Annotated in this window: 22 protein-coding genes; 9 read left to right on the top strand and 13 right to left on the bottom strand. The window is 32.7% G+C overall.

Annotated features, from left to right (window positions below):
• Positions 1-130: 130 nt before the first annotated feature.
• Positions 131-1,999 carry a M61 family metallopeptidase gene (locus BC961_RS02075; RefSeq protein WP_121924187.1) on the bottom strand — a complete coding sequence of 623 codons (1,869 nt, stop codon included), beginning with the start codon at positions 1,997-1,999 and terminating at the stop codon, positions 131-133.
• An 83-nt stretch (positions 2,000-2,082) separates the two neighbouring features.
• On the bottom strand, positions 2,083-2,919 hold the full coding sequence (locus BC961_RS02080; RefSeq protein ID WP_121924188.1) for a DUF6929 family protein: 837 nt from the start codon (positions 2,917-2,919) through the stop codon (positions 2,083-2,085).
• Between the two features lie 135 nt (positions 2,920-3,054).
• Here BC961_RS02080 and BC961_RS02085 point away from each other — a divergent pair, with 135 nt between their 5' ends.
• On the top strand, positions 3,055-3,933 hold the full coding sequence (locus tag BC961_RS02085; RefSeq protein ID WP_121924189.1) for a PPK2 family polyphosphate kinase: 879 nt from the start codon (positions 3,055-3,057) through the stop codon (positions 3,931-3,933).
• 48 nt (positions 3,934-3,981) lie between these two features.
• On the opposite strand, the gene BC961_RS02090 is transcribed toward BC961_RS02085, so the two are convergent.
• A complete protein-coding gene (locus BC961_RS02090) occupies positions 3,982-4,500 on the bottom strand; it encodes a hypothetical protein (RefSeq protein ID WP_121924190.1) in 519 nt (172 codons plus the stop codon).
• Positions 4,501-4,714: 214 nt separating this feature from the next.
• Here BC961_RS02090 and BC961_RS02095 point away from each other — a divergent pair, with 214 nt between their 5' ends.
• From BC961_RS02095 to BC961_RS02105, 3 genes are all read left to right on the top strand, one after another.
• Entirely contained in the window at positions 4,715-6,109 is a 1,395-nt protein-coding gene (locus BC961_RS02095; protein WP_121924509.1) for an MATE family efflux transporter, read from the top strand.
• Positions 6,110-6,116: 7 nt separating this feature from the next.
• Positions 6,117-6,347 (top strand): hypothetical protein, encoded by a 231-nt coding sequence (locus tag BC961_RS02100; protein ID WP_121924191.1) that lies wholly within the window; start codon positions 6,117-6,119, stop codon positions 6,345-6,347.
• Positions 6,348-6,508: 161 nt separating this feature from the next.
• Positions 6,509-8,443, top strand: coding sequence for an LTA synthase family protein (locus tag BC961_RS02105; protein WP_121924192.1), 1,935 nt, complete (start codon positions 6,509-6,511; stop codon positions 8,441-8,443).
• Positions 8,444-8,445: 2 nt separating this feature from the next.
• On the opposite strand, the gene meaB is transcribed toward BC961_RS02105, so the two are convergent.
• Entirely contained in the window at positions 8,446-9,558 is a 1,113-nt protein-coding gene (meaB, locus tag BC961_RS02110; RefSeq protein WP_245980786.1) for a methylmalonyl Co-A mutase-associated GTPase MeaB, read from the bottom strand.
• A 261-nt stretch (positions 9,559-9,819) separates the two neighbouring features.
• Here meaB and BC961_RS02115 point away from each other — a divergent pair, with 261 nt between their 5' ends.
• From BC961_RS02115 to BC961_RS02125, 3 genes are all read left to right on the top strand, one after another.
• Positions 9,820-10,728, top strand: coding sequence for an AEC family transporter (locus BC961_RS02115; RefSeq protein ID WP_121924194.1), 909 nt, complete (start codon positions 9,820-9,822; stop codon positions 10,726-10,728).
• Between the two features lie 45 nt (positions 10,729-10,773).
• The gene (locus BC961_RS02120) at positions 10,774-11,985 is read left to right on the top strand and encodes an MFS transporter (protein WP_121924195.1); all 1,212 of its coding nucleotides are present in this window, start codon (positions 10,774-10,776) and stop codon (positions 11,983-11,985) included.
• Between the two features lie 259 nt (positions 11,986-12,244).
• Complete coding sequence (locus BC961_RS02125; protein WP_121924196.1) at positions 12,245-12,883, top strand: peroxiredoxin; 639 nt, start codon at positions 12,245-12,247, stop codon at positions 12,881-12,883.
• 41 nt (positions 12,884-12,924) lie between these two features.
• On the opposite strand, the gene BC961_RS02130 is transcribed toward BC961_RS02125, so the two are convergent.
• The 7 genes from BC961_RS02130 to BC961_RS02160 all read right to left on the bottom strand — a co-directional run bounded on the left by BC961_RS02130 (position 12,925) and on the right by BC961_RS02160 (position 21,080).
• Positions 12,925-13,812, bottom strand: coding sequence for a DMT family transporter (locus BC961_RS02130; protein ID WP_121924197.1), 888 nt, complete (start codon positions 13,810-13,812; stop codon positions 12,925-12,927).
• Entirely contained in the window at positions 13,812-14,393 is a 582-nt protein-coding gene (gene nudK, locus BC961_RS02135) for a GDP-mannose pyrophosphatase NudK (protein ID WP_121924198.1), read from the bottom strand. Before nudK ends, BC961_RS02130 begins: the two co-directional genes overlap by 1 nt.
• Before the next feature lie 59 nt (positions 14,394-14,452).
• A complete protein-coding gene (locus tag BC961_RS02140) occupies positions 14,453-15,724 on the bottom strand; it encodes an adenylosuccinate synthase (protein WP_121924199.1) in 1,272 nt (423 codons plus the stop codon).
• A gap of 25 nt (positions 15,725-15,749) precedes the next feature.
• Positions 15,750-16,235, bottom strand: a complete 486-nt coding sequence (locus BC961_RS02145; RefSeq protein WP_121924200.1) for a Fur family transcriptional regulator — start codon at positions 16,233-16,235, stop codon at positions 15,750-15,752.
• A 111-nt stretch (positions 16,236-16,346) separates the two neighbouring features.
• Complete coding sequence (locus tag BC961_RS02150) at positions 16,347-18,569, bottom strand: RelA/SpoT family protein (RefSeq protein ID WP_121924201.1); 2,223 nt, start codon at positions 18,567-18,569, stop codon at positions 16,347-16,349.
• A gap of 103 nt (positions 18,570-18,672) precedes the next feature.
• Positions 18,673-20,220 (bottom strand): serine hydrolase, encoded by a 1,548-nt coding sequence (locus BC961_RS02155; protein WP_121924202.1) that lies wholly within the window; start codon positions 20,218-20,220, stop codon positions 18,673-18,675.
• A 74-nt stretch (positions 20,221-20,294) separates the two neighbouring features.
• Positions 20,295-21,080 (bottom strand): TrmH family RNA methyltransferase, encoded by a 786-nt coding sequence (locus BC961_RS02160; protein WP_121924203.1) that lies wholly within the window; start codon positions 21,078-21,080, stop codon positions 20,295-20,297.
• A gap of 177 nt (positions 21,081-21,257) precedes the next feature.
• On the opposite strand from BC961_RS02160, the gene BC961_RS02165 reads away from it, so the two are divergent.
• Both BC961_RS02165 and BC961_RS02170 read left to right on the top strand, forming a co-directional pair.
• Positions 21,258-21,860, top strand: a complete 603-nt coding sequence (locus BC961_RS02165) for a trimeric intracellular cation channel family protein (protein WP_121924204.1) — start codon at positions 21,258-21,260, stop codon at positions 21,858-21,860.
• A gap of 36 nt (positions 21,861-21,896) precedes the next feature.
• Positions 21,897-22,385, top strand: a complete 489-nt coding sequence (locus BC961_RS02170) for a hypothetical protein (protein WP_121924205.1) — start codon at positions 21,897-21,899, stop codon at positions 22,383-22,385.
• Here BC961_RS02170 and BC961_RS02175 read toward each other — a convergent pair.
• Both BC961_RS02175 and BC961_RS02180 read right to left on the bottom strand, forming a co-directional pair.
• Positions 22,359-23,102, bottom strand: coding sequence for a glycosyltransferase family 2 protein (locus BC961_RS02175; protein ID WP_121924206.1), 744 nt, complete (start codon positions 23,100-23,102; stop codon positions 22,359-22,361). The two genes, BC961_RS02170 and BC961_RS02175, sit on opposite strands and share 27 nt — an antisense overlap.
• Positions 23,102-23,788, bottom strand: a complete 687-nt coding sequence (locus BC961_RS02180; protein ID WP_121924207.1) for a cell division ATP-binding protein FtsE — start codon at positions 23,786-23,788, stop codon at positions 23,102-23,104. Before BC961_RS02180 ends, BC961_RS02175 begins: the two co-directional genes overlap by 1 nt.
• Between the last annotated feature and the right edge of the window lie 72 nt (positions 23,789-23,860).

The following is a 23,860-nucleotide window of genomic DNA, read 5'->3' on the forward strand; positions in this document are numbered from 1 at the left end:
TTTTTAGCGTTCTTTGATTTGGGCGCAAAATAAAGAAAATTGTTTGAAAGATTCATTTAATGTGATCTATTTTGGTAAAAAAAAATCCCAATCTATTTCTAAATTGGGATTTCTTAATTATTTCAGTAATTTAAGCTTTAAGCCATGCTTCTTTAAGTATGTTTTTAGTCGCATCTGTTGAATGTAAACCTTCTTTTTCCTCATATGGTAGCTTTACTTTTCCTTTGACTGTTTGCTCTTTTCCGTTACGTTTTATTTTAACGGTAATAGCATCATTTTCTTTCCATGACTGGCTAGTCGTAATCATGTCGTATATGTTATCTACGGAATATGGTTTTCCATCAATAGCGACAATAATGTCGCCTCCTTGTAAATTTAAATTTTTATAGAAATCATTTAATTCCATGTTTGGAATTACAATAATCTCTTTCGTTTTCTGATCAACAGTAATATAGGGAACTTGTCCTTTTAAGAAAACATTTGTAGCAGCCTTAGTCATCGTTTTTGTGATTCCCACTTTTGCTAAATAAGTATCATAAGGAATTGGTGTTGGTTCTGCGACATACATTTCTAAAAATGTACCAACTTCAGGATAAGTCAAAGAAGTTATTTTTGCGAAAAGCTCATTATCATTAAATGGTTTAGAAGCTCCATATTCATTTGAAAGTTTTTGCATCAAATCTAAAATTCCTCTCTCGCCTTTACTGTTCTCTCTGATAATTACATCTAGACACATTCCAATCAATGCTCCTTTTTCATATACATTAAGATACTGCGCTTTGTAAGGCTCTTCTAAAACATTTGTGCTCATTTTAGTGAATGGCATCCTGTCATCCATCTTATTTGCAGCAGCAATTTTATCAGCTATTCTAGAAAGAAACTCATCTTCGTCAATTAAACCTTGATTGATCTGAAATAGATTAGCAAAATATTCAGTAACTCCTTCATACATCCATAAGTGCTCAGACATTTTTGGATTGTTATAATCAAAATCGTGAATTTCTTTGGAATGAATTGACAATGGAGTTACGATATGAAAAAACTCGTGAGAGACAACGTCTATCATTGATTTCACTAATTCTTCTTTTGGCATCATTTCTGGCAAGACTACAGTTGTCGCGGTAGGATGCTCTAGAGCTCCAAATCCCTTAGCATCAGTCTCAGACATAGTTGATAAGTATAACAATACACTATACTTTTTTGTAGCATTGATTTTACCTAAAAAGTTTTTCTGGGCAGTCATCATTGTTTTCATTTCTGGAGTGATGCTTTCTGCAGTTACTTTTCCAGTTGGAGAATACACTCCAATAAGAATTTCCATTCCATCAATAGTAAAAGTAGTGTAGTCTGGTTTAGCATACATGATAGGATTTTCTACTAATTCAGCATAACGAGCAGTTTTAAATAAATCATTTGTAGTGCTTTCATCATAATCTGTCATCGATGTAGCACCCCATAATGTTGCAGGATGTGAGATAGTAACGTTGTATGGAAGGTCTTTTTTGTCCTGAAAATATCCAACAAAACCATGCATGTTTAAAACGAAATTTTTATCAGCATCGATATTTGTTCCAGCAGGAGAGAAAATATCTGTATTACCAAAACCACCGCCTTTTTCAGTATCAAAAGTGTCGTTTACTAAATATGTTACCTTCGAAACAGATTTTGCGTTTTTTATAGACCACGTATTATCATCTGTTTTTCTCACTGCCAACATACTTCCTTTGCTATCAAAAGCTTTAAAGTCTTCGATATATTTTCCGTAATTATCGACAGAGTACGTTCCTGGAACAATTTTAGGAATGCTGTAGGTTACTTCGTCAACAGTAATTTTTGGAGACATTACAGTTACTAGAACTTTATCATCCTTAACTTCGTTTAAATTAATAGTGACTGCTACAGTTTCATTTTGCGATTTTGAACTCGTGTTTGCTGTTCCTGCAGTTTTACAGCTCCAAAATACCGAAGCAAATGCTAAAGCGAAAAATATTCTTTTCATCTGAGATTGTTTTATTTTAGAAATTAGTCTGTGAGAGATTGAAATTGTTACAACGTAATGTGATTTTTTATAAGGTTTTAAATTTAATTCAAGTTAAGCGAAAGCTTATAAATATCAGTTTCTAATGTTTCTGTATCCTTATCTTCACAAAGTAGGAATTCAATTTTTTCTTTAGACTTTGAATATAATGTCAAACCTTCAAACTTATGAATGTCACTAATTTTTTTTGTAAAATTAATTTTCATTGTTTTTGTATTGATACTACCTATTATACTGCCTAAAACTTCGCCATCTTCATAAGTTGACTTTGTGTCTTCAGCTGAGGCCAAAAAATAAATAGATTCATCTACTAAAATCGCATCTGTGAAACTGCTGCGTACTCCTTTAATTTTGGGTAGTTTGTAATCATTGGAAAGAATGGTGAACTGGTCGTTCAAGTTTTCACCTTCGATGGTAAAGATTACATTTTTATTTGAAATTCCATTTCCGCGATTGAATAAGTACCAACTCTTTCCATCATATATTGCACCTTCTAGATTAAAATCTTCAGGTTTTATTTTTCCAAAATTTTGCATTACTGCGTACAATCCAGTTAAGTCGTGTGTGGTAGTTATTTTCTTCTCTAATGAATTTAATTGAACCATATTATTTCTTTTATCTGTAGAACCAGATCCAAATATGTAAAGGTCTTCGCCAAAACTTGCAATAGCCTCAAAGTCCGGCTTATCTTTTTTCAGAATATTTTGAGAAGGATTTTCGATTAATGCGTGCCGATTTAACTCTCGAGAATCGATATGATATTCGTAAAGATAACCGCTATTATCTCCAATAATTAAAAGTATATTGTCTTTGTAAATAAGTCCTGAAGCAGATCCAATTCCTATAATTTGAAATAATAATTCAAGCTTAAATTTTTCCATTGTAAATATTTTGAAAATGAGATTTTATTTATTTCCCACGAATTTTGAGCAAATTTAATGTCTTGATGTGTCAGAACTAATATTAAGCTCCTCAAAATTTATTATATTTGAGTTTATAAAGATAAATTATTTCCTATGAAGTCGATAGATTCAGCTGATTTTAAAGTAGTAGACAAAATTAAATTGTCCAAGTTGCCAACTAATTTAGAGGTTGGCGCTAGCGATGAAAAAAAAGAAAATAAATTAGAGAAAATAAGTGCTAAGTTGAGCGAATTGCAGGACGTTATGTATGCGCACAATAAATATGGTGTGTTAATTTGTCTTCAAGGAATGGACACTTCTGGAAAAGATAGTTTAATACGTGAGGTATTTAAAGGATTTAATTCACGTGGAGTGGTGGTGAGTAGTTTCAAAACTCCTAATTCTGCAGAATTAGAGCACGATTATTTATGGCGCCATTATTTGGCTCTGCCTGAAAAGGGGAAATTTGCTATTTTTAATAGAACGCATTACGAAAATGTGTTGGTAACGCGCGTGCATCCTGAATATATATTAAATGAGAACTTACCGGGAATAGAAAATGTGGAAGATATCAGGCCGGAATTTTGGGGAAATAGAATGGAACAAATCAGGAATTTTGAGAAACACATTAGCCAAAATGGAATTATTGTTTTAAAATTCTACATGCATTTAAGTAAAGAGGAGCAAAGGCAACGTTTACTGAGAAGGTTAGAAGAGGGAAAACACAATTGGAAATTCTCTACTGGCGATTTAAAAGAAAGAGGCCACTGGGACGAATATATGGAGTATTACGAAGATGCGATTAATAGTACCTCTACAGAAGAAGCACCATGGTACGTAGTTCCAGCTGACGATAAGGAAATGGCTAGATATATTGTTGGTAAAATAATATGGGAAGAAATGCAAAAACATACCGATATAAAAGAACCTGAAATGGACGGCAAGGTTAAAGAAAACATCGAAATGTATAAAGACATATTAAAAAAAGAGTAAAAAAAAATGCACTGATTTTCAGTGCATTTTTTTTATATCTAAAATAAATTATAGTTTGAATCCGTAAGCGATACGCAAAGCAATTTGATTTGTATCGTATTCTGTATATGCTTCATAACGTAAACTAACGTCAATGTCTTTTCCTGCATATCCAACTCCTGGAGACCATAAGTAAGTATCTTGTTTGTAGCCATTAGTAATTGCAATACCACCACCAACTTCACCTAAAACGTAGAATTGATCTTCCCATACAAAAGCTTTAAAACCTACTTTTACAGGAATAAATCCTAAATCTTTTACATTATTACTAATGAAAAGGTTTGTAAAACCTGTAGTTAAAACTGCCGAATATCTTTTAGTTAAATCGTATTGAAGTCTTACATCAGCTCCTAAAGAATAATTGTAAAAATCCTCGTTAGTAGGAATGCCGCCATTGATACCAACACCTAAACGAAATCCTTGATCGTAATTTGTTGCTTTGTTTGTTTCTTGAGCTTGCGTTTGATTTGCAAAGAAGAATGCCATTGTAAATGCTAATGCGATTTTAATTTTTCCTGAAATTTTCATAATTGATTTTTAAAAGTTTTTCTGTTTTGATATTCTCAAAACGACGATGCAAATGTAAAATTCAAGATATAGATGTAGTTATAGAATTATAAAATTTTGTTTCAGAATTGCTTGTTTTTTGAAAGGAATTTTCAAAATTATTGTGTTATATATTCATTTGTATCAGTACAATTCAATGCTTCTCCTTACCTTTGTCGACTTTAAAAAAAATCACGTGAATTTATCCCAGTATACTAAAGAGTTCTCCTATAATTTACGATTAGCATATCCTATAATTTTAGGAATGCTAGGTCACACAATTGTTGGTATTGTAGACAATATAATGGTTGGAAAATTGGGTCCAACAGAATTAGCAGCTGTTTCTCTTGGAAATAGTTTTGTTTTCATAGCGATGTCGTTAGGTATAGGCTTTTCGACTGCTATTACTCCGCTTGCCGCTGAAGCTGATGGTAAGAATGATATCGACGAGGGAAGAAGTGTGTTTCATCATGGATTATTTTTGTGTTCTATTTTAGGAATAACTTTATTCTTGATAATTTTCTTTTTTAAGCCATTAATTGCTTTCATGGGACAACCAGATATTGTTGTTGAAATGGCTAAGCCTTATCTCGATATTGTTGCATTTTCACTAATTCCGTTAATTATATTTCAAGGATACAAGCAGTTTGCTGATGGAAAATCAGAAACTAAATATTCAATGTGGGCAACAATTATTGGTAATGTAGTCAACGTTATTATCAATTATTTTTTGATTTATGGGATTTGGTTTTTTCCAAAAATGGGTATAGTAGGAGCAGCTATCGGAACAATTTTATCACGCATCGTAATGTTGATTTTTATGCATTATGCTTTGGCTACCAAGCCAAAATTCTATCCCTACTTTGAGAATTTTAGTTTCAAAGAAATCAAAAAGAAAATGTTGAATAAAATAATTAATCTAGGCTTCCCTTCTTCAATGCAGATGTTTTTTGAAGTAGCTTTATTTACTGGAGCAATATGGCTATCTGGATTGTTAGGGACAACAAGTCAAGCGGCTAACCAAATTGCGTTAAGCTTAGCTTCTTTAACGTTTATGTTCGCGATGGGTTTGAGTGTTGCTGTAATGATTAGAGTAGGGAACCAGAAAGGCTTAATGGATTATGTTAAACTACAGTTAGTCGCACGTTCGATTTTTTTACTAGCAATATTATTAGAAGTTGTTTTCGCCATTATATTTATTGTTTTTCATAAATATTTACCGCAAATATTTGTAGATGTTAACGATGCGAAGCACATTATAGAAACAAAAGAAGTTATCTTTATTGCGTCCCAATTATTATTTGTTGCCGCATTTTTTCAAATATCAGATGGAATTCAAGTCGTAGTTTTAGGAGCATTAAGAGGTTTACAAGACGTAAAAATACCGATGTATATTACTTTTGTTGCGTATTGGGTAATTGGTTTTCCAATTTCAATATATTTAGGTTTATATACAGATTTAAAAGCAATAGGAATTTGGATCGGGCTTTCGGCAGGATTAACATCAGCCGCTATATTTTTGTATATTCGCTTTGCGAAATTGACAAAAAAATTAATTTTAGAAGGACAAAATAGTAGCATAAATAAATAATTAAAACATGGAATTACCAAAATTTTTATTGGGTGATAATACGGATTGCCCAGAAGACATTTTCATTATACATTTAGATTACCCTAGATTCATCATCAATTTAAAAGATGATGAAGTGGAGTTTATGGAAGAAGCAGAAGATCTTGATGAAGGCGAATTAAATGCCGAAATGGAAGGATTAATTGTAGAGGCTACTGCATTCTACGATCGTGAAATGGAGCGCTACGAAAAAGAATAAGCTTCTCTATCTTTTACATTTAAGTTACATGAATTAAAACCGATGTACTATAAAACACTCTCCCACAATAAAGCGCGAGACTGTTTATATGCAATCGGTTTTTTTGTAGATTTCAAACGCTAAATTCCTCTTCTCTTTTATCATTTTCTAAATAGCATTCAATGAAAAAGTTATTCTTTTTAAAACCTATTTTTAATTTTATAGCGATAGGTCTGCTTATTACAACAGCGAGTCGATTGTTTTTGTTTTTTTTATTTAAAGACCGAGTGACTGACACCGCCGATTATTGGTTCATCTTTCCCATAGGTTTGCGTATGGATTTGATACTTTTGTGCTACCTGTCTTTTCTTCCGGCTTTATTGCTCAGTTTTGTTCCAAATAATTATATCAAATACATTAATAAGTTTATTGCTTACTACAGCATCCTATTCTTATTCTTAATTTTATTTGTCGAATTAGCTACTCCTGATTTTGTTTCGCAATATGATACGCGTCCCAACAGAATTTTTTTAGATTATCTCATCTATCCTAAAGAAGTTATAGGAATGCTTCTTAAAAGTTATTTATCGTCAATTATTATTACTTTTTTAATTTTGGGTATTGCGCTTTACTTCGCGTTAAAAAAAGTGAAGAGTCTTTTCTATACTCAAGCGACTGATTATAAATTTAGATTGCTGATTTTTCCATTGCTCGTTTTTCTTTTATTTTTTGGAGCGCGTTCCAGTCTAACTTCAAAAAGACCAATAAATGCTAGTAATGCAGTTTTTTCTACAGACCAATTAACGAATTGCTTGGGATTAAATTCATTTTACACTGTCGCTTATGCGGCTTATTCGATAAAAAATGAAGGCAATACAAAAATGTATGGTAAAATGGATGAAGAAGAAGCAATCTCTCGCGTTAAGAAATATATGGATGTAACTGAATTTACTGATAATTCTATTCCTTTTCTGCACGTTCAAAAATCAGATGCAATATTAGAAAGACCTTATAATTTAGTTATTTTTTTACAAGAGAGTTTAGGTGCCGAGTATGTTGGTGTTTTGGGCGGAAAGCCATTAACTCCAGAGTTTGATAAACTTTCAAAAGAAGGATTGTTATTCACTAACTTGTATTGCACAGGAACGCGAAGTGTAAGAGGTATTGAAGCTGTGGTGACTGGTTTTCTTCCATCTCCATCAGAAAGTGTCGTTAAGTTGAGTAATTCACAACAAGGATTTTTTACGATAGCAGATGCGCTAAAAAGGAAAGGCTACGAAACTAGTTTTATTTATGGAGGAATGGCTAATTTTGATAACATGGCTTCCTTTTTTAATGGCAATGGTTTTGAAGACATTATTGATCAAGATGACTTTGATACTGATGGAAAGAAATATGCTTTTAAAGGAACTTGGGGTTATTCTGATGAAGATTTAGCCGTTAAAGCAAATGAATATTTCAAATCTAAAGGTACTAGACCTTTCTTCTCTTTAATGTTTTCTACCTCAAATCACGAGCCTTTTGAATATCCAGAAGGAAGAATAAAGGGTTATGATAAAAAAGCCGCAACAGTTAATAATTCTATGAAATATGCTGATTTTTCGATAGGGAAATTTATGGAAATGGCTAAAAAGGAATCTTACTATAAAAACACTGTTTTTATCATAATTGCTGATCATAATACGAGAACTTTTGGAAAAAATCTAGTCCCTATTAACAAATTCCATATTCCTGCTTTAATTATTGGACCTAATGTACCTGTAGGAAAAGTGCATAGTCAATTAGCGAGTCAAATTGATATTCCACCAACTTTACTAAGTTATCTTGGCGCCAAATTTGAAACTCCCATGGTGGGAAGAAATTTAAGCAAAATAAAGGCAATGACAAAAGGACGATCTATAATGCAGTTCAATGATATTAACGCCTTCAGAGTTGAAGATCAAGTAGTAATCATGCAACCTAATCTATATCCACTGCAATTTAAAATCGTTAATGATACTACTTTGATTTCAGTAAAATTAGATAGTGAATTGGCTAAAGATGCTTTGGCACATGTTGTAATTGCTGGAAATTTATACAAACAAGGTAAACACAAGCTTAGGGAAATTAAGAAATAATATTACTGACTATCTTCAGAATTGATCTTGCAGCTCTGATATACATTTAATAGTTTTTGAGCTGCTGCAAACGGTGATATTTCATCGCTTTGAACCGCTTTTTTTGTTGGTTCTAATAAATCCTGGATTTCGATTTGATTATAAAAATTTAATTTTAACTGTTCGTTTATAGTTTCAAACATCCAGTATTGATTTTGTTCTTTGCGCTTTTCAAAAAAGGAATTATTAGTTTTGGTTAAACCAAGAAAGCTTTCTATTGTTTCCCATACTAGAGGAATTCCTTCGTGAGTAATCGAACTACAGGTTGAAGTTTTTGGAATCCAGCCAGATTTTTTAGCTGGAAAAAGGTGTAAAGCTCGATTGAATTCCATTTTGGCAAAATGTGCCTTTCTTATATTATCGCCATCTGCTTTGTTGATAACAATAGCGTCAGCCATTTCCATAATACCGCGTTTTATACCTTGTAGTTCATCGCCAGCACCTGAAATTTTTAGCAATAAAAAGAAATCGACCATACTATGAACCGCAGTTTCGCTTTGTCCTACACCCACAGTTTCAATAATAATAGTGTCAAAGCCACAAGCTTCACATAAAGTAATCGTTTCGCGAGTTTTTCGTGCAACGCCACCTAAAGTTTCTCCAGAAGCGGACGGACGTATATATGCATTTTTATCTTTTACTAATTCTTCCATTCTAGTTTTGTCACCTAGAATACTTCCGTGGCTAATTGTGCTGCTTGGATCAACAGCTAACACAGCGACTTTTTTACCTAAACTTGTTAAAAATTTTCCAAACGCTTCTATAAAAGTACTTTTTCCAACTCCCGGAACGCCTGTAATTCCTATTCGGATGGATTTACTCGCATGTGGTAAACAAGCATTTATGACTTCGTTGGCTTTCGCCAAATGATTGTTATTAGTACTCTCTACTAAAGTGATCGCCCGACTTAATGCAGTTATATTTCCTGCTAAAATACCATCGACTAATTCTGATGCAGAAGGCTGCATTTTTCTAAACTTTTGAATGTTTACAATGGAAGTCGAGCTAGTGATTTCTGGGGGAGAAATCCCTGCTTTTTCGTTTAATGCGCTAGGATGAGTTTTTTTGTTTGACAAAGCTGAAGATTTGAAAAGTAAAAGTAGTGAAAACAAAAATAGTTTCAAAAGCATTTTAGTGCTGGTCTGTTATATTTGAACGTAATGTTTTTAAGATATTCACTTTTTATATGATGATAAATCAGGAATTTTATCCGTGAATTTTTAATAATATGATAATTAAGTATTCTAAAAATCACAATGTTGTATTTGTCACATTAAGATTAATTTCTTCATTTCAGTAAAAGATTTTAGTGGTATTTTTACATTCAATTATTTGCTATGTACAACTTCATAATCATCTTTGGTTTTTTATTCTTAGGCTTGATTCTTCAGCGTATAAATGGATTTCCAGTAAGGATTTATAAGCAAATAAATACGATTGTAATTTATATATGTCTACCTGCTCTTGCTTTATATTACATTCCAAAAATTGAATGGAGTAACAATCTTTTATTCCCCATCGGGGTAGCATGGATTACTTTTTCAGGATCTTACTTTTTATTTAATTATATCGGTAAAAAAAGAGCTTGGTCTAAAAAGTTGATAGGTTGTTTAATAATCACCGCTGGTTTAGGGAATACTTCATTTGTTGGATTTCCTATTATTGAAGCTTTGTATGGCGAGGAAGGAATGAAAACTGCTATTTTAGTTGATCAGCCTGGTTCTTTTGTTATTCTATCCACTTTTGCGATTCTTGTCGCAAGTATATACTCTACTGGAAAACCTGATGGACTTAAAATTGTTAAAAAAATTGCATTTTTCCCTCCCTTTTTAACCTTTCTGATCGCTTGCTTAATGAATTATTTAAATTTTGATTTTCATGATTACGTGCAAGCTTTGCTTCAAAAGGCAGGGACGATTATGACACCACTAGCGATGTTATCTGTGGGATTGCAGTTAAAGTTTGATCGAAGAAGCCAACATTGGAGATTTTTAGGAATGGGACTTTTATATAAATTAATCCTAACTCCTGCAGTGATATACTTACTGTATGTTGTAATTTTGCAGCAGCATTCAAAGATGATCGAAGTTGCAGTGATGGAATCAGCTATGGCGCCAATGATTACTGCCAGCATACTTGCCTCGTCAAATGGTTTAAAGCCCAGGTTGAGTAGTATGATGGTTGGTTTTGGAATACCTATTTCATTTATCACGTTAGTCTTTTGGTACTTCATACTGCAACTATAAATTCTTTTGGATCTCTATTTAATAATATAGTTTTTATCTTAAAAAATGAATTCATCTTCCGCTACCGCTTCCCAAAGTGAAGTTTTAAATAATGGTCAACAAACCGTTTACCCAATACTGTTTTCAATAGCATTTGCGCATTTAATAAACGATTTGTTACAAGCTGTTATCCCCGCTGCGTATCCAGTTTTAAAAGAAAATTATAATTTAACATTTACCCAGATTGGTTTGATTACACTAGCATACCAATTAGCAGGTTCGCTTTTACAGCCACTAGTTGGTCTTTACACTGATAAAAAGCCAAAACCCTATTCTCAAATTTTCGGAATGATTTTTACGTCCCTCGGAATAGTGTCATTATCGTATGCAGATAGTTTTTCAATGATTATTGTTTCGGTTATTTTAGTTGGTATCGGTTCTTCTATTTTTCATCCTGAAGCTTCCCGAATTTCTTTTTTAGCATCAGGTGGAAAGCGCGGTTTAGCACAATCTATTTTTCAACTTGGAGGTAACGCAGGAACTGCTTTAGGACCTTTACTAGTAGCATTAATTGTCGTTCCTAATGCGCAACATTATATCATTTGGTTTTTGATTGCTGCAGGAGTTGGGTTGATTGTGTTGAGTAGAATAGCTACTTGGTATCAAAATCATCTTAGTTTAAGAAGTGCAAAAAAAGCAGTGATCGATTTACCGAACATTTCGCAAAATAAGATTGTGATCTCAGTTGTGATTTTGATGGTTTTGATATTTTCAAAGTTTGTTTACATGGCGAGTATGTCTAGCTATTTCACTTTTTATTTGATGGAAAAGTTTAAACTATCAGTACAAGATTCTCAATTTTATTTAGTTTTGTTTTTAGCTTCTTGTGCCGTTGGAACATTAATTGGAGGACCGCTAGGTGATCGATTTGGTAGAAAATATGTTATTTGGTTTTCTGTTTTAGGCGCTGCTCCATTTACGTTGATGTTACCTTTTGTCGATTTGTTTTGGACTGGGGTTTTATCATTTGTAATCGGAACTGTTATTTCTTCGGCATTTCCTGCAATTTTAGTTTATGCTCAAGAATTACTACCTAAAAAACTTGGAATGGTTTCTGGTCTTTTCTACGGTTTTGCTTTTGGAATGGGAGGACTTGGTTCCGCATTACTTGGTAATCTCGCAGATCACACGAGTATAACGTATGTGTATTATCTCTGTGCTTATTTGCCATTAATAGGTATCATCGCTTTCTTTTTGCCAAATTTAAAGAAGAAATAAAAATCACTTAAATAGTAATTGAAGCTTCTTCTTTTTACTAAAATTTGTTACTGCTTTTTGAGTAATGAATGTTTTCTTAATTGCAGTTAAATGCCTAAAAGATGTATGATTATTGTCATTTATAACTCCTACTAAATAATTATTTATTCTTATTATTTATTTTCGAAAATAAAAATTAGCAGAATTTTAAGATTATTTTTCTTCTATATTAGTTAAAATTCAATAACTTAGAGTGTTATTAATTAGAAAATAAAATAATATGGCAACAGTACGATTAGGTGATATTGCTCCCGACTTCGAAGCAGAAACATCACAAGGAAAAATAAAATTTCACGAATGGATGGGCGACTCTTGGTGTGTCTTATTTTCGCATCCAGCAGATTTCACTCCCGTTTGTACCACAGAATTAGGAGCAGTGGCAAATTACTATCCTGAATTCCAAAAAAGAAATGTAAAAGTAATTGCTTTGAGCGTTGACGGCGTTGATTCTCATATGGAGTGGATTAAAGATATTAATGAAACACAACACACCACTGTTAACTTTCCTATAATAGCTGATGAAGATAAGCGTGTGGCTGAATTATATGATATGATGCATCCTAATGCAAGTGAAAGCTTTACCGTGCGTTCTGTATTTATTATTGGACCTGATAAAAAGGTAAAATTGACGTTGACTTATCCAGCATCCACGGGAAGGAATTTTGATGAAATATTGCGTGTTATTGATAGTTTACAATTAACAGCTAATTATAGTGTTGCGACACCAGCTAACTGGAAAGATGGTGAAAAAGTAGTGATTTCGCCATCGATTAAAGATGAAGATATCGCGGCAAAATTTCCAAAAGGATATGAGAAAATTAAACCATATTTAAGAATGACACCGCAACCTAATAAATAGGTAGCAGTAAATTACAATTTGTTAAGAAAGCAGCATAAATTCTATGCTGCTTTTTTATTTGTTAACAGCAAACCAAACACAATGATTGTCATGCTTATAATTTGGATAAGACCAATAGCTTGATCGAGAAAAAAATAAGCTATGATGCCACTAAATATTGGAATCAAATAATAAATTACAGCAGTTTTTGAAGTTCCAATTAAAGAAATAGCCTCGTTCCATAAATAAAAACAGACTAGAGACGCAAAAATCCCTACATAAGAAGTTATTAATATAGTTTTTGAGTCAAAAGTAACTTGGTTATAATTTACATGTTCAAAAATGTAAAATGGTAGGAGTAAAAACGTTCCGATAATAAAAACACTGAAGAGAAATACTTTAGAATCTAATGCTGCTGGTTTCTTTCGAACTAAGATAGTATAACAAGCAAAGAATAAACAAGCCAGAAGCATCAATAAATCTCCACTTGTAAAATTGATATTGATTAGTGCTTGTAAGGATCCTTTTGTGATAAGTATTAAAACACCCATTATTATAATTGCTATTCCTGCCATTTTTGTAGTCGAGACTTTTTCTTTAAAAACAATTCTCGAAATGGCGATAATAAATAAAGGAATTGAAATAGCCATCAGAGATAAGTTAATTGCACTCGTTGTCTGTCCCGCAAAGTAAATCAAAGTATTAAATATACTTATCCCGTAAATAGCAGTTATTATTAAATATCCAAAATGTCTTCTTACAATTGCAAAGTCGCTGATAGTATTTTTTAAAGCAAAAGGTGCAAACACGATGCACGCAATTGTCCATCGCCAAAAAGCTAATCCAATGGGCGGAATATGATCTTTAACGCCACTAGCGATTACCATATTTACGGACCAAAGAAGCGTAGCTATCAGCGCAAATAAAACACCTTTCGTCTGATTATTCATTAAATAAGATTCTTTATCTTGGCGTGTTGTAGTAGTAAAATTGTTTTTGCATCTTTAATTTCACCAGTCGAAATCATATTGTAAGCAACGTCGTATGACATTTCTAATACGTCAATATTTTCTTGTTCGCTTTCTAATCCACCACCTTCACTCACTTTCATACTTGCGTTATATTCACCCACAAATAAATGTAAAATTTCAGTTACAGCGCCAGGAGACATATAGGATTCCATTATTTTCTCTACTTTAGAAATGCGATAGCCAGTTTCTTCTTCAGTTTCGCGAATGATACATTCTTCAGGATTGTCTTTATCTAAAAGGCCTGCGCAAACTTCGATCATCATTCCTGATTCATTCCCATTTAGGTAAGAAGGTAATCTAAACTGTCGTGTTAATAAAACTGTTTTGGTATTACTGTTATACAACAAGATGGCGGCACCATCTCCACGATCATAAACTTCTCGTTTTTGAGTAATCCATGACTCATCTTTTTTTTGATAGTCAAAAGTTACTTTGTTTAGTACGTACCAATTGTCCGAAAGTAATTCCGTTTTCTGTATTTTTATAGAAGGATTTTTCATGAGTGTAATGTTGTGAAACTAAAAAAAAACGCTCTGAAATTTTCAGAGCGTTAGTAATATTATTTTAGAATTGTTTGCTTTCTATCTGGCCCTACAGATACAATCTTAATAGGAACTTCGACTTCTTTCTCTATAAATTCGATGTATTCTTTTAACTCTTGAGGTAATTCATCATAAGTAGTCATACCAGTTAAATCTTGTTTCCATCCTTTGAAGTCTTGGTAAACAGGAGTTACATTTTCTGGATCGATGTTATAAGGAAAATGAGAAATATTTTCTCCCTTATACGTATATTCAGTACAAACTTTCAATGTTTCAAATCCTGAAAGTACATCGCCTTTCATCATCATTAATTGCGTTACTCCATTTACTTGAATAGCGTATTTAAGCGCAACTAAGTCTAACCAACCACAACGTCTTTGTCTTCCAGTCACAGATCCAAATTCATTTCCTACGCGTGCCATCGTTGCACCATCTTCGTCGAAAAGTTCTGTTGGAAATGGTCCACTTCCTACACGAGTGATATACGCTTTAAAAATTCCGTAAACTTCCTTGATTTTGTTTGGAGCAATTCCTAAACCAGTACAAGCACCTGCTGCAGTAGTATTAGAAGAAGTAACAAATGGATAAGTTCCAAAATCAACATCTAATAATGAACCTTGAGCGCCTTCACATAATATAGATTTACCCGCTTTTTGAGCTTGGTGTAAATATTCTTCACTATCAATAAAATCTAATTTTTTTAGATCTTCGATAGCTTCAAAAAATTCTTTTTCTAATTCTGGTAAATTGTATTGAATATCGACATCATAAAACGCTATCATTGCTTCGTGCTTGTCAGCTAGAGCTCTGTAACGATCTGCAAAATCTTCTAATTCAATATCACCAACACGGATTCCGTTTCTACCTGTTTTGTCCATGTAAGTTGGTCCAATTCCTTTCAAAGTAGATCCAATTTTAGCTTTTCCTTTCGAAGCTTCAGATGCTGCGTCTAATAAACGGTGTGTAGGCAAAATTAAATGTGCTTTTCTAGAGATGATCAATTTAGATTGTAGATCCAAGTTGAACTTAGCTAAACCGTCAATTTCGCTTTTAAAAACTACAGGGTCAATTACAACACCATTACCAATAATGTTGATATTATTTCCGTGAAAAATTCCAGAAGGAATGGTTCTAAGCACGTGTTTTATTCCGTCAAATTCTAAAGTATGTCCTGCATTAGGTCCTCCTTGAAAACGAGCTATAATGTCGTATTTTGAAGTAAGAACATCAACAATTTTTCCTTTTCCTTCATCTCCCCATTGTAATCCTAGTAATAAATCTACGGTCATTCTGCGTGTTATTTGTAGTTAATTTTTATATTTCGGAACCGTCTAGTTCCACGTTCTTTTTTTGTTTTTTTACACCATAGAGATACAACGAATGATTTGTGATTTCGATATCAAAAATCTCTTCAATAGTTTTCTTTATTGTTTGGATTCGAGGATCACAAAATTCAATTACTTCTCCAGTGTCAGTCATAATAATATGATCGTGCTGTTTGTCAAAGTATGATTTTTCGTAATGCGCTTGATTTTGCCCAAATTGGTGTTTTCTTACTAAAGCGCAATCGAGTAGCAATTCGATTGTATTATAAAGCGTCGCTCTACTCACACGATAGTTTTTATTTTTCATTTTGATATAAAGGTTTTCTACATCAAAATGTTCTTCGCTATCGTAAATTTCCTGAAGGATAGCATAACGTTCAGGTGTCTTGCGATGTCCTTTATTTTCAAGATACATTGTAAAGACATTTTTTACAATTTCTTGGTTTTTCGAGTTATCTGTGGAAATGAGTGTCATATACTGGCAAAGATAATTTATTTAGTTAAAGAATAAAACTTCCCGTTTGATAAGTTTGAAGTTTGTCCTGTTTCCAGTCTAATATGTTTCATTTAGAAGATAAACTAAATTTTAAGTTTTATATTCTCTCGTAACTTTTTCTACACCATCGATTTTTTTGATATTACTTATCATCTTTTTCAAAATGGTGTTGTTTTGAACTACCACGGTAACTTGACCATGAAAAATACCTGCATCAGTGCTCAAAGCGATACTTTGAATATTTACATGCATATTATTCGAAATCACCTTCGTCAACTGGTTCGTCAGTCCTAGAACGTCCATTCCAGTAACATTAATTATTGCCTTAAATTCTTCTTGTGATGAGTCAATCCACTTTGCTGTCATGATTCGGTATGCGTAATTTGATTGCATTCCTATAGCATTAGGACAATCTTTTTTATGCACTTTTATTCCTTCGTTAATAGTAACAAAACCAAAAACGTCATCTCCAGGAATTGGATTGCAACAAGGTGATAATTTGTAATCTAATTTGTCTTGTTCTTTACCAAAAACAAGCATGTCATAATTACTACTTATAATTGGTTTTTGAATGTCTTCAATAGCTTGTGAGCTAGGAGAGCGCTTCATTTTATTTTTGAAAAAATTAATGAAGGTGTTACTTTTTTGTGCTGCGTAATCTTTTAATTGCTGGTTTTCGATTGCACCAACACCTACGCGATAAAACAAATCTAAACTGGTTTTTAACTTAAAAAAGTTCACTAGTTCATTTATAACCTGCTCGCTTAACGTTATTTTAAGGTGTTTTAACTTACGGGTTAGTAACTCTTTACCTTCTTCACCAATTTTTTTGGTGTTTTCGTTTAAAACATTTTTTATCTTGGTTTTTGCTCGCGAAGTAGTAACATAATCCAACCAGTTTATCGTTGGTTTTTGATGTTGCGAAGTAATAACTTCTATTTGGTCACCACTTTTTAATTCGAAATTTAAAGGAACTAATTTTCCATTTACTCGCGTTCCTCTTGTTCTAATACCTATTTCAGAGTGAATACTAAATGCAAAATCTAAAGATGTTGCACCTTTTGGCAATGATTTGATTTCTCCCTTTGGTGTAAATACAAAGATCTCTTTTGAATATAAATTCATTTTGAAATCTTCGACAAAATCTACAGCATTGGTTTCTGCATTTTCTAAGGCTTCTTTAAGTAAATTAAGCCAAACATCTAATCCGCTTTCTTCAGTAGCACCATTTTTATACTTGTAATGCGCTGCATATCCTTTCTCAGCAATTTCATCCATGCGTTCACTGCGCACTTGTACTTCAACCCAGCGCCCTTTTGGCCCCATAACGGTGATGTGCAAGGCCTCGTATCCAGTCGATTTTGGTGATGATATCCAGTCGCGTAAACGGCTTGGACTCGGACGATAATGATCCGTAACGATAGAATATATTTTCCACGCAATAAACTTCTCTTCGTGCGGATTTGATTTATAAACAATACGCAAAGCAAACTTATCATAGACTTCTTCAAAGCTTACGTTCTGTGCATTCATTTTTCGACGAATCGAATAAATCGATTTTGGACGACCTTTTATAATATATTCAACTCCTTCTTCGTCGAGAGATTTCTTAATTACATCAGAAATAGATTTTATATAATCATCCTGTTCTTCTTTGGTCTCTTTTAGTTTACTTACAATTTCATTGTAGATAGCAGGTTCAGTATATTTTAAACCTAAATCTTCTAGTTTAGATTTAATATTATATAATCCCAATCGATGTGCTAGGGGTGCGTAAATGTATAGTGTCTCTGATGCGATTTTGGTTTGTTTGTCCTCTCGCATGGAATCCATTGTTTGCATATTGTGCAAACGGTCAGCGAGCTTAATTAAAATAACACGGACGTCATCATTAAGAGTTAATATCATTTTACGGAAATTCTCCGCTTGCATTGATATATTTAAATCTTTTTGAACTAATGCTATTTTAGTAAGTCCCTCTACAATTTGAGCAAGTTTAGGATTAAACATTCGCTCGATATCTTCGACCGTAGTTGGCGTGTCTTCGACTACATCGTGTAATAATGCTGCAGCGATCGACGTTGCTCCAAGACCAATTTCTGACGCTACTATCTTTGCAACAGCAATTGGATGAAAAATATAAGCTTCACCTGATTTTCTACGCTGATCTTTATGTGCTTCGACTGCAACATCAAATGCCTTCCTGATCAGTTTTTTATCATCATCAGTTAGCGTTTGATAGCTTATGCGCAACAATTCTTTATATTCTTGAGCAATTGCTTTATTTTCTTTCTCTAGGTCAATTTCTATCATAATTGGTAGGATTCAATTCCTAAAAATAGAAATTTGTTAGGATATATACAAGGAAAAACAGTATTCTGTTTGTTATTAATCAAATTTAATTTATTGAAGATTATTATATTTTAGCGAAATCTAAATCTTGGAAATCATAGCTAAAATCAGTCAATTCTGATATAGGTTTCATCGTTAATCGAATTGCTTTTCCAGTTGCATCGCATTCAAAAAACAAGTGTGCATCAGCATGAAAATAAGCATTATTCCATTTTACCACATAATTATTTCCTTTGTAATAAAAAACCTCACCAGCAAGTTGAGGAGAACGTTTTGAAGCAAAATATAATTTTCCATTTTTCTCAGAAAGAACTACTTCTCCAAACCAATTGTCTTTGTATGAACCTAAAACAGTTTTAAAATCAACTTTAAAATTGTCTTTTTTATTTTTAGCAACGCTCGCCCATACTGCTTCTGTTTTTTTATCAGCTGATGCCTCATTTTCTTTTAAACTCTTGCTGTAATTAGCAACATAATCCTCTGCTTGTATTCCTAAATAACTATCTTTTATTGTATTTGTAATTGCTCTAAAAGCCGCTCCAGATTGCTGATTTGTTAAAACAATAATTCCTAGATTCATTTCAGGTAGTAAAGTAACTTGAGTAACAATCCCTTCTAAACCCCCAGTGTGAGTAACTTGTTTGTATCCTTTTACATCACTTAAAAACCATCCTAATCCGTAACCGCTAAAGTGAGTGTTGTACGGTGGTCTTGGATTTGCAGAAATAATAGTTTGCAATTGCCACATTTCATTATGCTCCTTTTTTGAAAATAATTGCTTTTTATCTACTGCGTATTGTCCATTATTCATTTGCATAATTGTCCATTTACTCAAATCATTTACACTAGAATAAATCCCTGCTGCTGCATCAAAAAGTTGATTTTGATAACGCTTAATGACTTTTAACTTTCCATCAATAGGAACGTGCGGAGCAATAATGTTTGTAGAATCTTTCAAACGTACATAAGAAGCCGCACTATTATTCATTTCTAGCGGTTTCATGATGCGCTGTTCTATAAAGTCGCACCAACTCATTCCACTTGCTTTGTGAATAACTTCTCCAGCAACAATATAAAGTAAATTGTCGTAATCATATTGTGTTCTAAAAGCTGATACCGGTTTTAAATACTGTAAATTCTCGATGATATCTTGTGCTTTAAAATCGCTTCCATCTGGCCATATCATTAAATCACCTGCTCCTAAACCTAATCCGCTGCGGTGTGTTAATAAATCTCTAATCGTAAATTCAGTTGTAACGTAATCATTATACATTTTGAAATTAGGAAGGTATTGAATCACTTTATCGTCCCATTTAACTTTTCCTTCATCTACAAGCATTGCGAGTGCAGCGCTAGTAAATGCTTTACTATTGGAAGCTATTCCAAAAAGTGTGTTTGCATCTACTTTTTCTTTAGTTAAAATTGATTTCACGCCGTATCCTTCGGCGTGAACTATTTTTCCATCTTTTACAATAGCAACCGCTATTCCAGGAACATTGAAAGTTTTTAGCGTTTTTTCTACTAGTTCATCGACTTGTTTCGAACTAATTTGTGCAAATAGATGTGCAGTCGAAACCATTAAAATTAAAAGCGTAATCGTTACCTTTTTCATGTTTCAATATTTTTTATTAATTCTTTAAAAGTCTAAAATCTAAAATCTAAAATCTAAAATCTGCAATCAAAAATCTAAAACCCTCTTTGTCTTTTTGCTTCGAAAATTAAAATTGCAGCCGCAACCGAAACATTCATTGAATCTATTTCGCCTTGCATTGGAATAATGATATTTTGAGTGGCTGCTTCACGCCATTCATTAGTCAATCCCGTAGCCTCAGTACCTACAACTAGAGCAGTAGGTGTCGTATAATCTTGCGTGTGATAGGATGTGGAATTTTGTAAAGTCGCGCAGTAGAAGTTGATCTTTTTTTCTTTTAAAAAAGTAATTATTTCAGTTGTTGTTCCTGTCGCAATTTGGTTTGTAAAAAGGCAACCCACGCTCGACCGAACAATATTAGGACTGTATAAATCACTTTTAGCATTAGCAACAATGACGGCGTCAAGATTAGCTGCATCTGCTGTCCTAAGTAAAGCACCAATATTTCCCGGCTTTTCTGGAGCTTCAGCAATTAGAATTAATGGATTATCCGATAAATTTAAATCAGACAATTGCATTGATTTTGTTTTGGCTACAGCCAAAATGCCTTCAGTCGTATCTCGATATGCTAATTTTTGATAAACTTCTTTATTAATTTCGACTAGCTCTGCATTATCTGAAAGCTGTCGTGCATCATTTTCCGAACAAATTTCTGGATAAAATAAAAGTGTTTCTATTTCGTAACCTCCTTTAATGGCGATTGCAATTTCACGTTTTCCCTCCATCAAAAAAGTACCCGATTGTTTTCTCGCCTTTGCTTTTTCCTGCAATTGCACTAAAGTTTTTATATGTGGATTTTGTATCGAAGTGATTTGTTTCAAGACTTTCAACTATTTAATTAGTAGCTACAAATATACATAGAGAATTCGCAGTTTTTTAAATCGCTTTCGAATATTTGCTACCTATTTCAATAAACCTTAATTAAGATGGTTTCAATCTGATTTGACAAGTATTTTCTTTATTTTTGTCGAATTCTTAAAATTAAAATCCCAAAATAAATGTTTCAACTATTAGATATCATTGGTACGATGGCTTTTGCAATGTCCGGTGCATTAACCGCAATGAATAAAAAGATGGATCCTTTTGGTGTTTTTATTATTGCGTTTGTAACTGCTGTAGGCGGAGGAACCTTGCGTGATATCATGATTGGAAGAACTCCTGTAGGCTGGATGCTGGACTTAAAGTACGTTTATGTAATCACTATTGGTTTTGCTTTAGCAATTATATTTAGGAAAAAATTTGATCGTCTTCGCACTTCATTATTTTTATTTGATACGATAGGATTGGGAGTATTTACATTAATTGGTCTCGAAAAAGGTATTAATATTGGACTTCATCCTATAATTTGCATTGCACTAGGTACAATGACAGCTTGTTTTGGTGGAGTTATAAGGGATATTCTATGTACAGAAATACCTGTTATCTTTAGAAACGAAATTTATGCTACCATTTGTATCTTAGGTGGGGCGGTTTTTTTTCTTCTTAAAAAATTCAATTTAGAAAGCGATGCTTTATATTTAATAACTTCATTAGTTATAATTTCTGTTCGTTTAATGGCTGTAAAATTTAAATGGTATTTGCCAACATTAGAAAATAAATAAAAAAATGCTTAATTTCCCAAAGTTTAAAATTAAAGCGTGAAAAATTATTTCGTCAAGCAATACAAGGAAGATGATTATTCAAATTGGAATTCCTTTATCGCTGAAGCCAAAAATGCTACATTTCTATTCCATCGAGATTTTATGGAATACCATAAAGATCGCTTTGAGGACTTCTCGTTATTGATTTATGACAACCGAAAACTTGTCGCAGTTTTGCCAGCAAATATAGTAGGAGAAGTTGTCCATTCTCATCAAGGCCTTACCTATGGTGGGTTAGTTTATAATGAAAGATTAAAATTAGCAACAATTCTACAAATTTTTAAATCGGTTTTAATTTATTTAAACGAAAATAAAATGGAACGACTAGCTTTAAAAATCATACCTAGTTTTTACAATAACTACTATTCCGAGGAAGTTGAGTATGCATTATTTTTAGTTAAAGCTAAGTTAATTAGAAGAGATACTTGTGCTGTAATTGAATTACAAAAAAAAATCTTATCAAACCATTGTGAACAAGCGAAGTAAACTAGAATCCTTGCCATTAAGAATTTTTTTATTGTATAGTTTCACAAGGTTTATAACTGCAGTTTTTGATTTTTCAATAAATACGATTGACTGTTCTTGGTTTTGATGAAAACACGGATTGTCAATTTGCGTAATGGAGACGTTATTCTTCTTTAATTTTTTTAAAAATACTAAATCTTCAAAACCATAAGAACGTATCGAAGAATCAAATGGATTATCTAAAAATAATTTTTTCTGTAATAAGAGATTCCAACTAAAAACGATATCATTTGGATTTTTAATACGATATTTTAAATCCTTTGATTCTCTTGCATGACCGTAAGTCCATCGCAGAAAACTATTGTCATCTGGCTTTCTATTATCATAAAGTACACCGCCAAAGACTGCTTGTGGAGTTTTTGTAATAATGTCAGTATATAAACTGATGTAATTTTTTTTACAAGGAAACGAATCAGCTTCTAAAATTAGTAGATATTCAAAATTGGAGTATTCGACTAACTTGTTAATTGTCGCGCCTCGACCAAGATTTATATTATTGATTAAAAAACGGCAGTTGTTTAATTCATTAATCTGCTGATTTTCAATAAAATTTATTTTTGAGCTATCATCTAAAACAATTATCTCAAATTCTACTCCGCATTCATTACATTGCCTGTGTAATTCCGTCACTAAATTGTAAACATTATAGTTATATGTAGGAATTAGAATCGACAGCATTATGCAGTCCTCTGCTGAATCACTTCAAATATTTTAGAATCTTCGCACTTTAATGTCTTGGATGGAAACTTCATTAACAAAGCATAATCATGCGTTGCCATTATAATAGTTTTTCCATTAGCATTGATTTTTTTTAAAACTTCTAGAACTTCTACACTCGTTTGTGGATCTAAATTTCCTGTAGGTTCATCAGCAAGAATTAATTCGGGATCATTCAATAGCGCTCTAGCGATTGCTACACGTTGTTGCTCACCACCTGATAATTGATGCGGCATTTTTTTACCAAAGTCTCTCATTCCAACTTTGTTCAAAACTTCGTCAATTTTTGTGTGCATTTCTAAAGTATCTGTCCAACCAGTTGCTTTAAGTACAAACAGCATATTATCATCAACAGTACGATCTGGCAATAATTTAAAATCCTGAAATACAATACCAATTTTTCTCCTTAGAAAAGGAATGTCGTTCTCCTTTAAACTAGCTAAGTCAAAGCCTACAATGCTTCCTTCTCCTTCTGTTAAAGGTAGATCTGCATATAACGTTTTCATTAAACTACTTTTTCCAGAACCTGTTTTACCAATGATGTAAAGGAATTCTCCGTGATTTACCTCCAAGTTTACTTCTGTTAATACAGATTTAGTTTCTTGATAAATAGTTACATTTTTTAAAGACAATACGGATTGCGACATAATTTGGTTTTGTTTAAGGGGTAAAAGTAATAAGATAACGGTTCTATTCAAAATAAATTCTATGCTATTCGA

Source organism: Flavobacterium weaverense (assembly GCF_003688495.1).
Taxonomy (GTDB): Bacteria; Bacteroidota; Bacteroidia; order Flavobacteriales; family Flavobacteriaceae; genus Flavobacterium; species Flavobacterium weaverense.

Bases quoted from the DNA above. Each gene is read 5' to 3' on its own strand.
- BC961_RS02075 (WP_121924187.1), bottom strand. From the start codon at position 1,999: ATGAAAAGAATATTTTTCGCTTTAGCATTTGCTTCGGTATTTTGGAGC.
- BC961_RS02080 (WP_121924188.1), bottom strand. From the start codon at position 2,919: ATGGAAAAATTTAAGCTTGAATTATTATTTCAAATTATAGGAATTGGA.
- BC961_RS02085 (WP_121924189.1), top strand. From the start codon at position 3,055: ATGAAGTCGATAGATTCAGCTGATTTTAAAGTAGTAGACAAAATTAAA.
- BC961_RS02090 (WP_121924190.1), bottom strand. From the start codon at position 4,500: ATGAAAATTTCAGGAAAAATTAAAATCGCATTAGCATTTACAATGGCA.
- BC961_RS02100 (WP_121924191.1), top strand. From the start codon at position 6,117: ATGGAATTACCAAAATTTTTATTGGGTGATAATACGGATTGCCCAGAA.
- BC961_RS02105 (WP_121924192.1), top strand. From the start codon at position 6,509: ATGAAAAAGTTATTCTTTTTAAAACCTATTTTTAATTTTATAGCGATA.
- BC961_RS02115 (WP_121924194.1), top strand. From the start codon at position 9,820: ATGTACAACTTCATAATCATCTTTGGTTTTTTATTCTTAGGCTTGATT.
- BC961_RS02120 (WP_121924195.1), top strand. From the start codon at position 10,774: ATGAATTCATCTTCCGCTACCGCTTCCCAAAGTGAAGTTTTAAATAAT.
- BC961_RS02125 (WP_121924196.1), top strand. From the start codon at position 12,245: ATGGCAACAGTACGATTAGGTGATATTGCTCCCGACTTCGAAGCAGAA.
- BC961_RS02130 (WP_121924197.1), bottom strand. From the start codon at position 13,812: ATGAATAATCAGACGAAAGGTGTTTTATTTGCGCTGATAGCTACGCTT.
- nudK (WP_121924198.1), bottom strand. From the start codon at position 14,393: ATGAAAAATCCTTCTATAAAAATACAGAAAACGGAATTACTTTCGGAC.
- BC961_RS02140 (WP_121924199.1), bottom strand. From the start codon at position 15,724: ATGACCGTAGATTTATTACTAGGATTACAATGGGGAGATGAAGGAAAA.
- BC961_RS02145 (WP_121924200.1), bottom strand. From the start codon at position 16,235: ATGACACTCATTTCCACAGATAACTCGAAAAACCAAGAAATTGTAAAA.
- BC961_RS02150 (WP_121924201.1), bottom strand. From the start codon at position 18,569: ATGATAGAAATTGACCTAGAGAAAGAAAATAAAGCAATTGCTCAAGAA.
- BC961_RS02155 (WP_121924202.1), bottom strand. From the start codon at position 20,220: ATGAAAAAGGTAACGATTACGCTTTTAATTTTAATGGTTTCGACTGCA.
- BC961_RS02165 (WP_121924204.1), top strand. From the start codon at position 21,258: ATGTTTCAACTATTAGATATCATTGGTACGATGGCTTTTGCAATGTCC.
- BC961_RS02175 (WP_121924206.1), bottom strand. From the start codon at position 23,102: ATGCTGTCGATTCTAATTCCTACATATAACTATAATGTTTACAATTTA.
- BC961_RS02180 (WP_121924207.1), bottom strand. From the start codon at position 23,788: ATGTCGCAATCCGTATTGTCTTTAAAAAATGTAACTATTTATCAAGAA.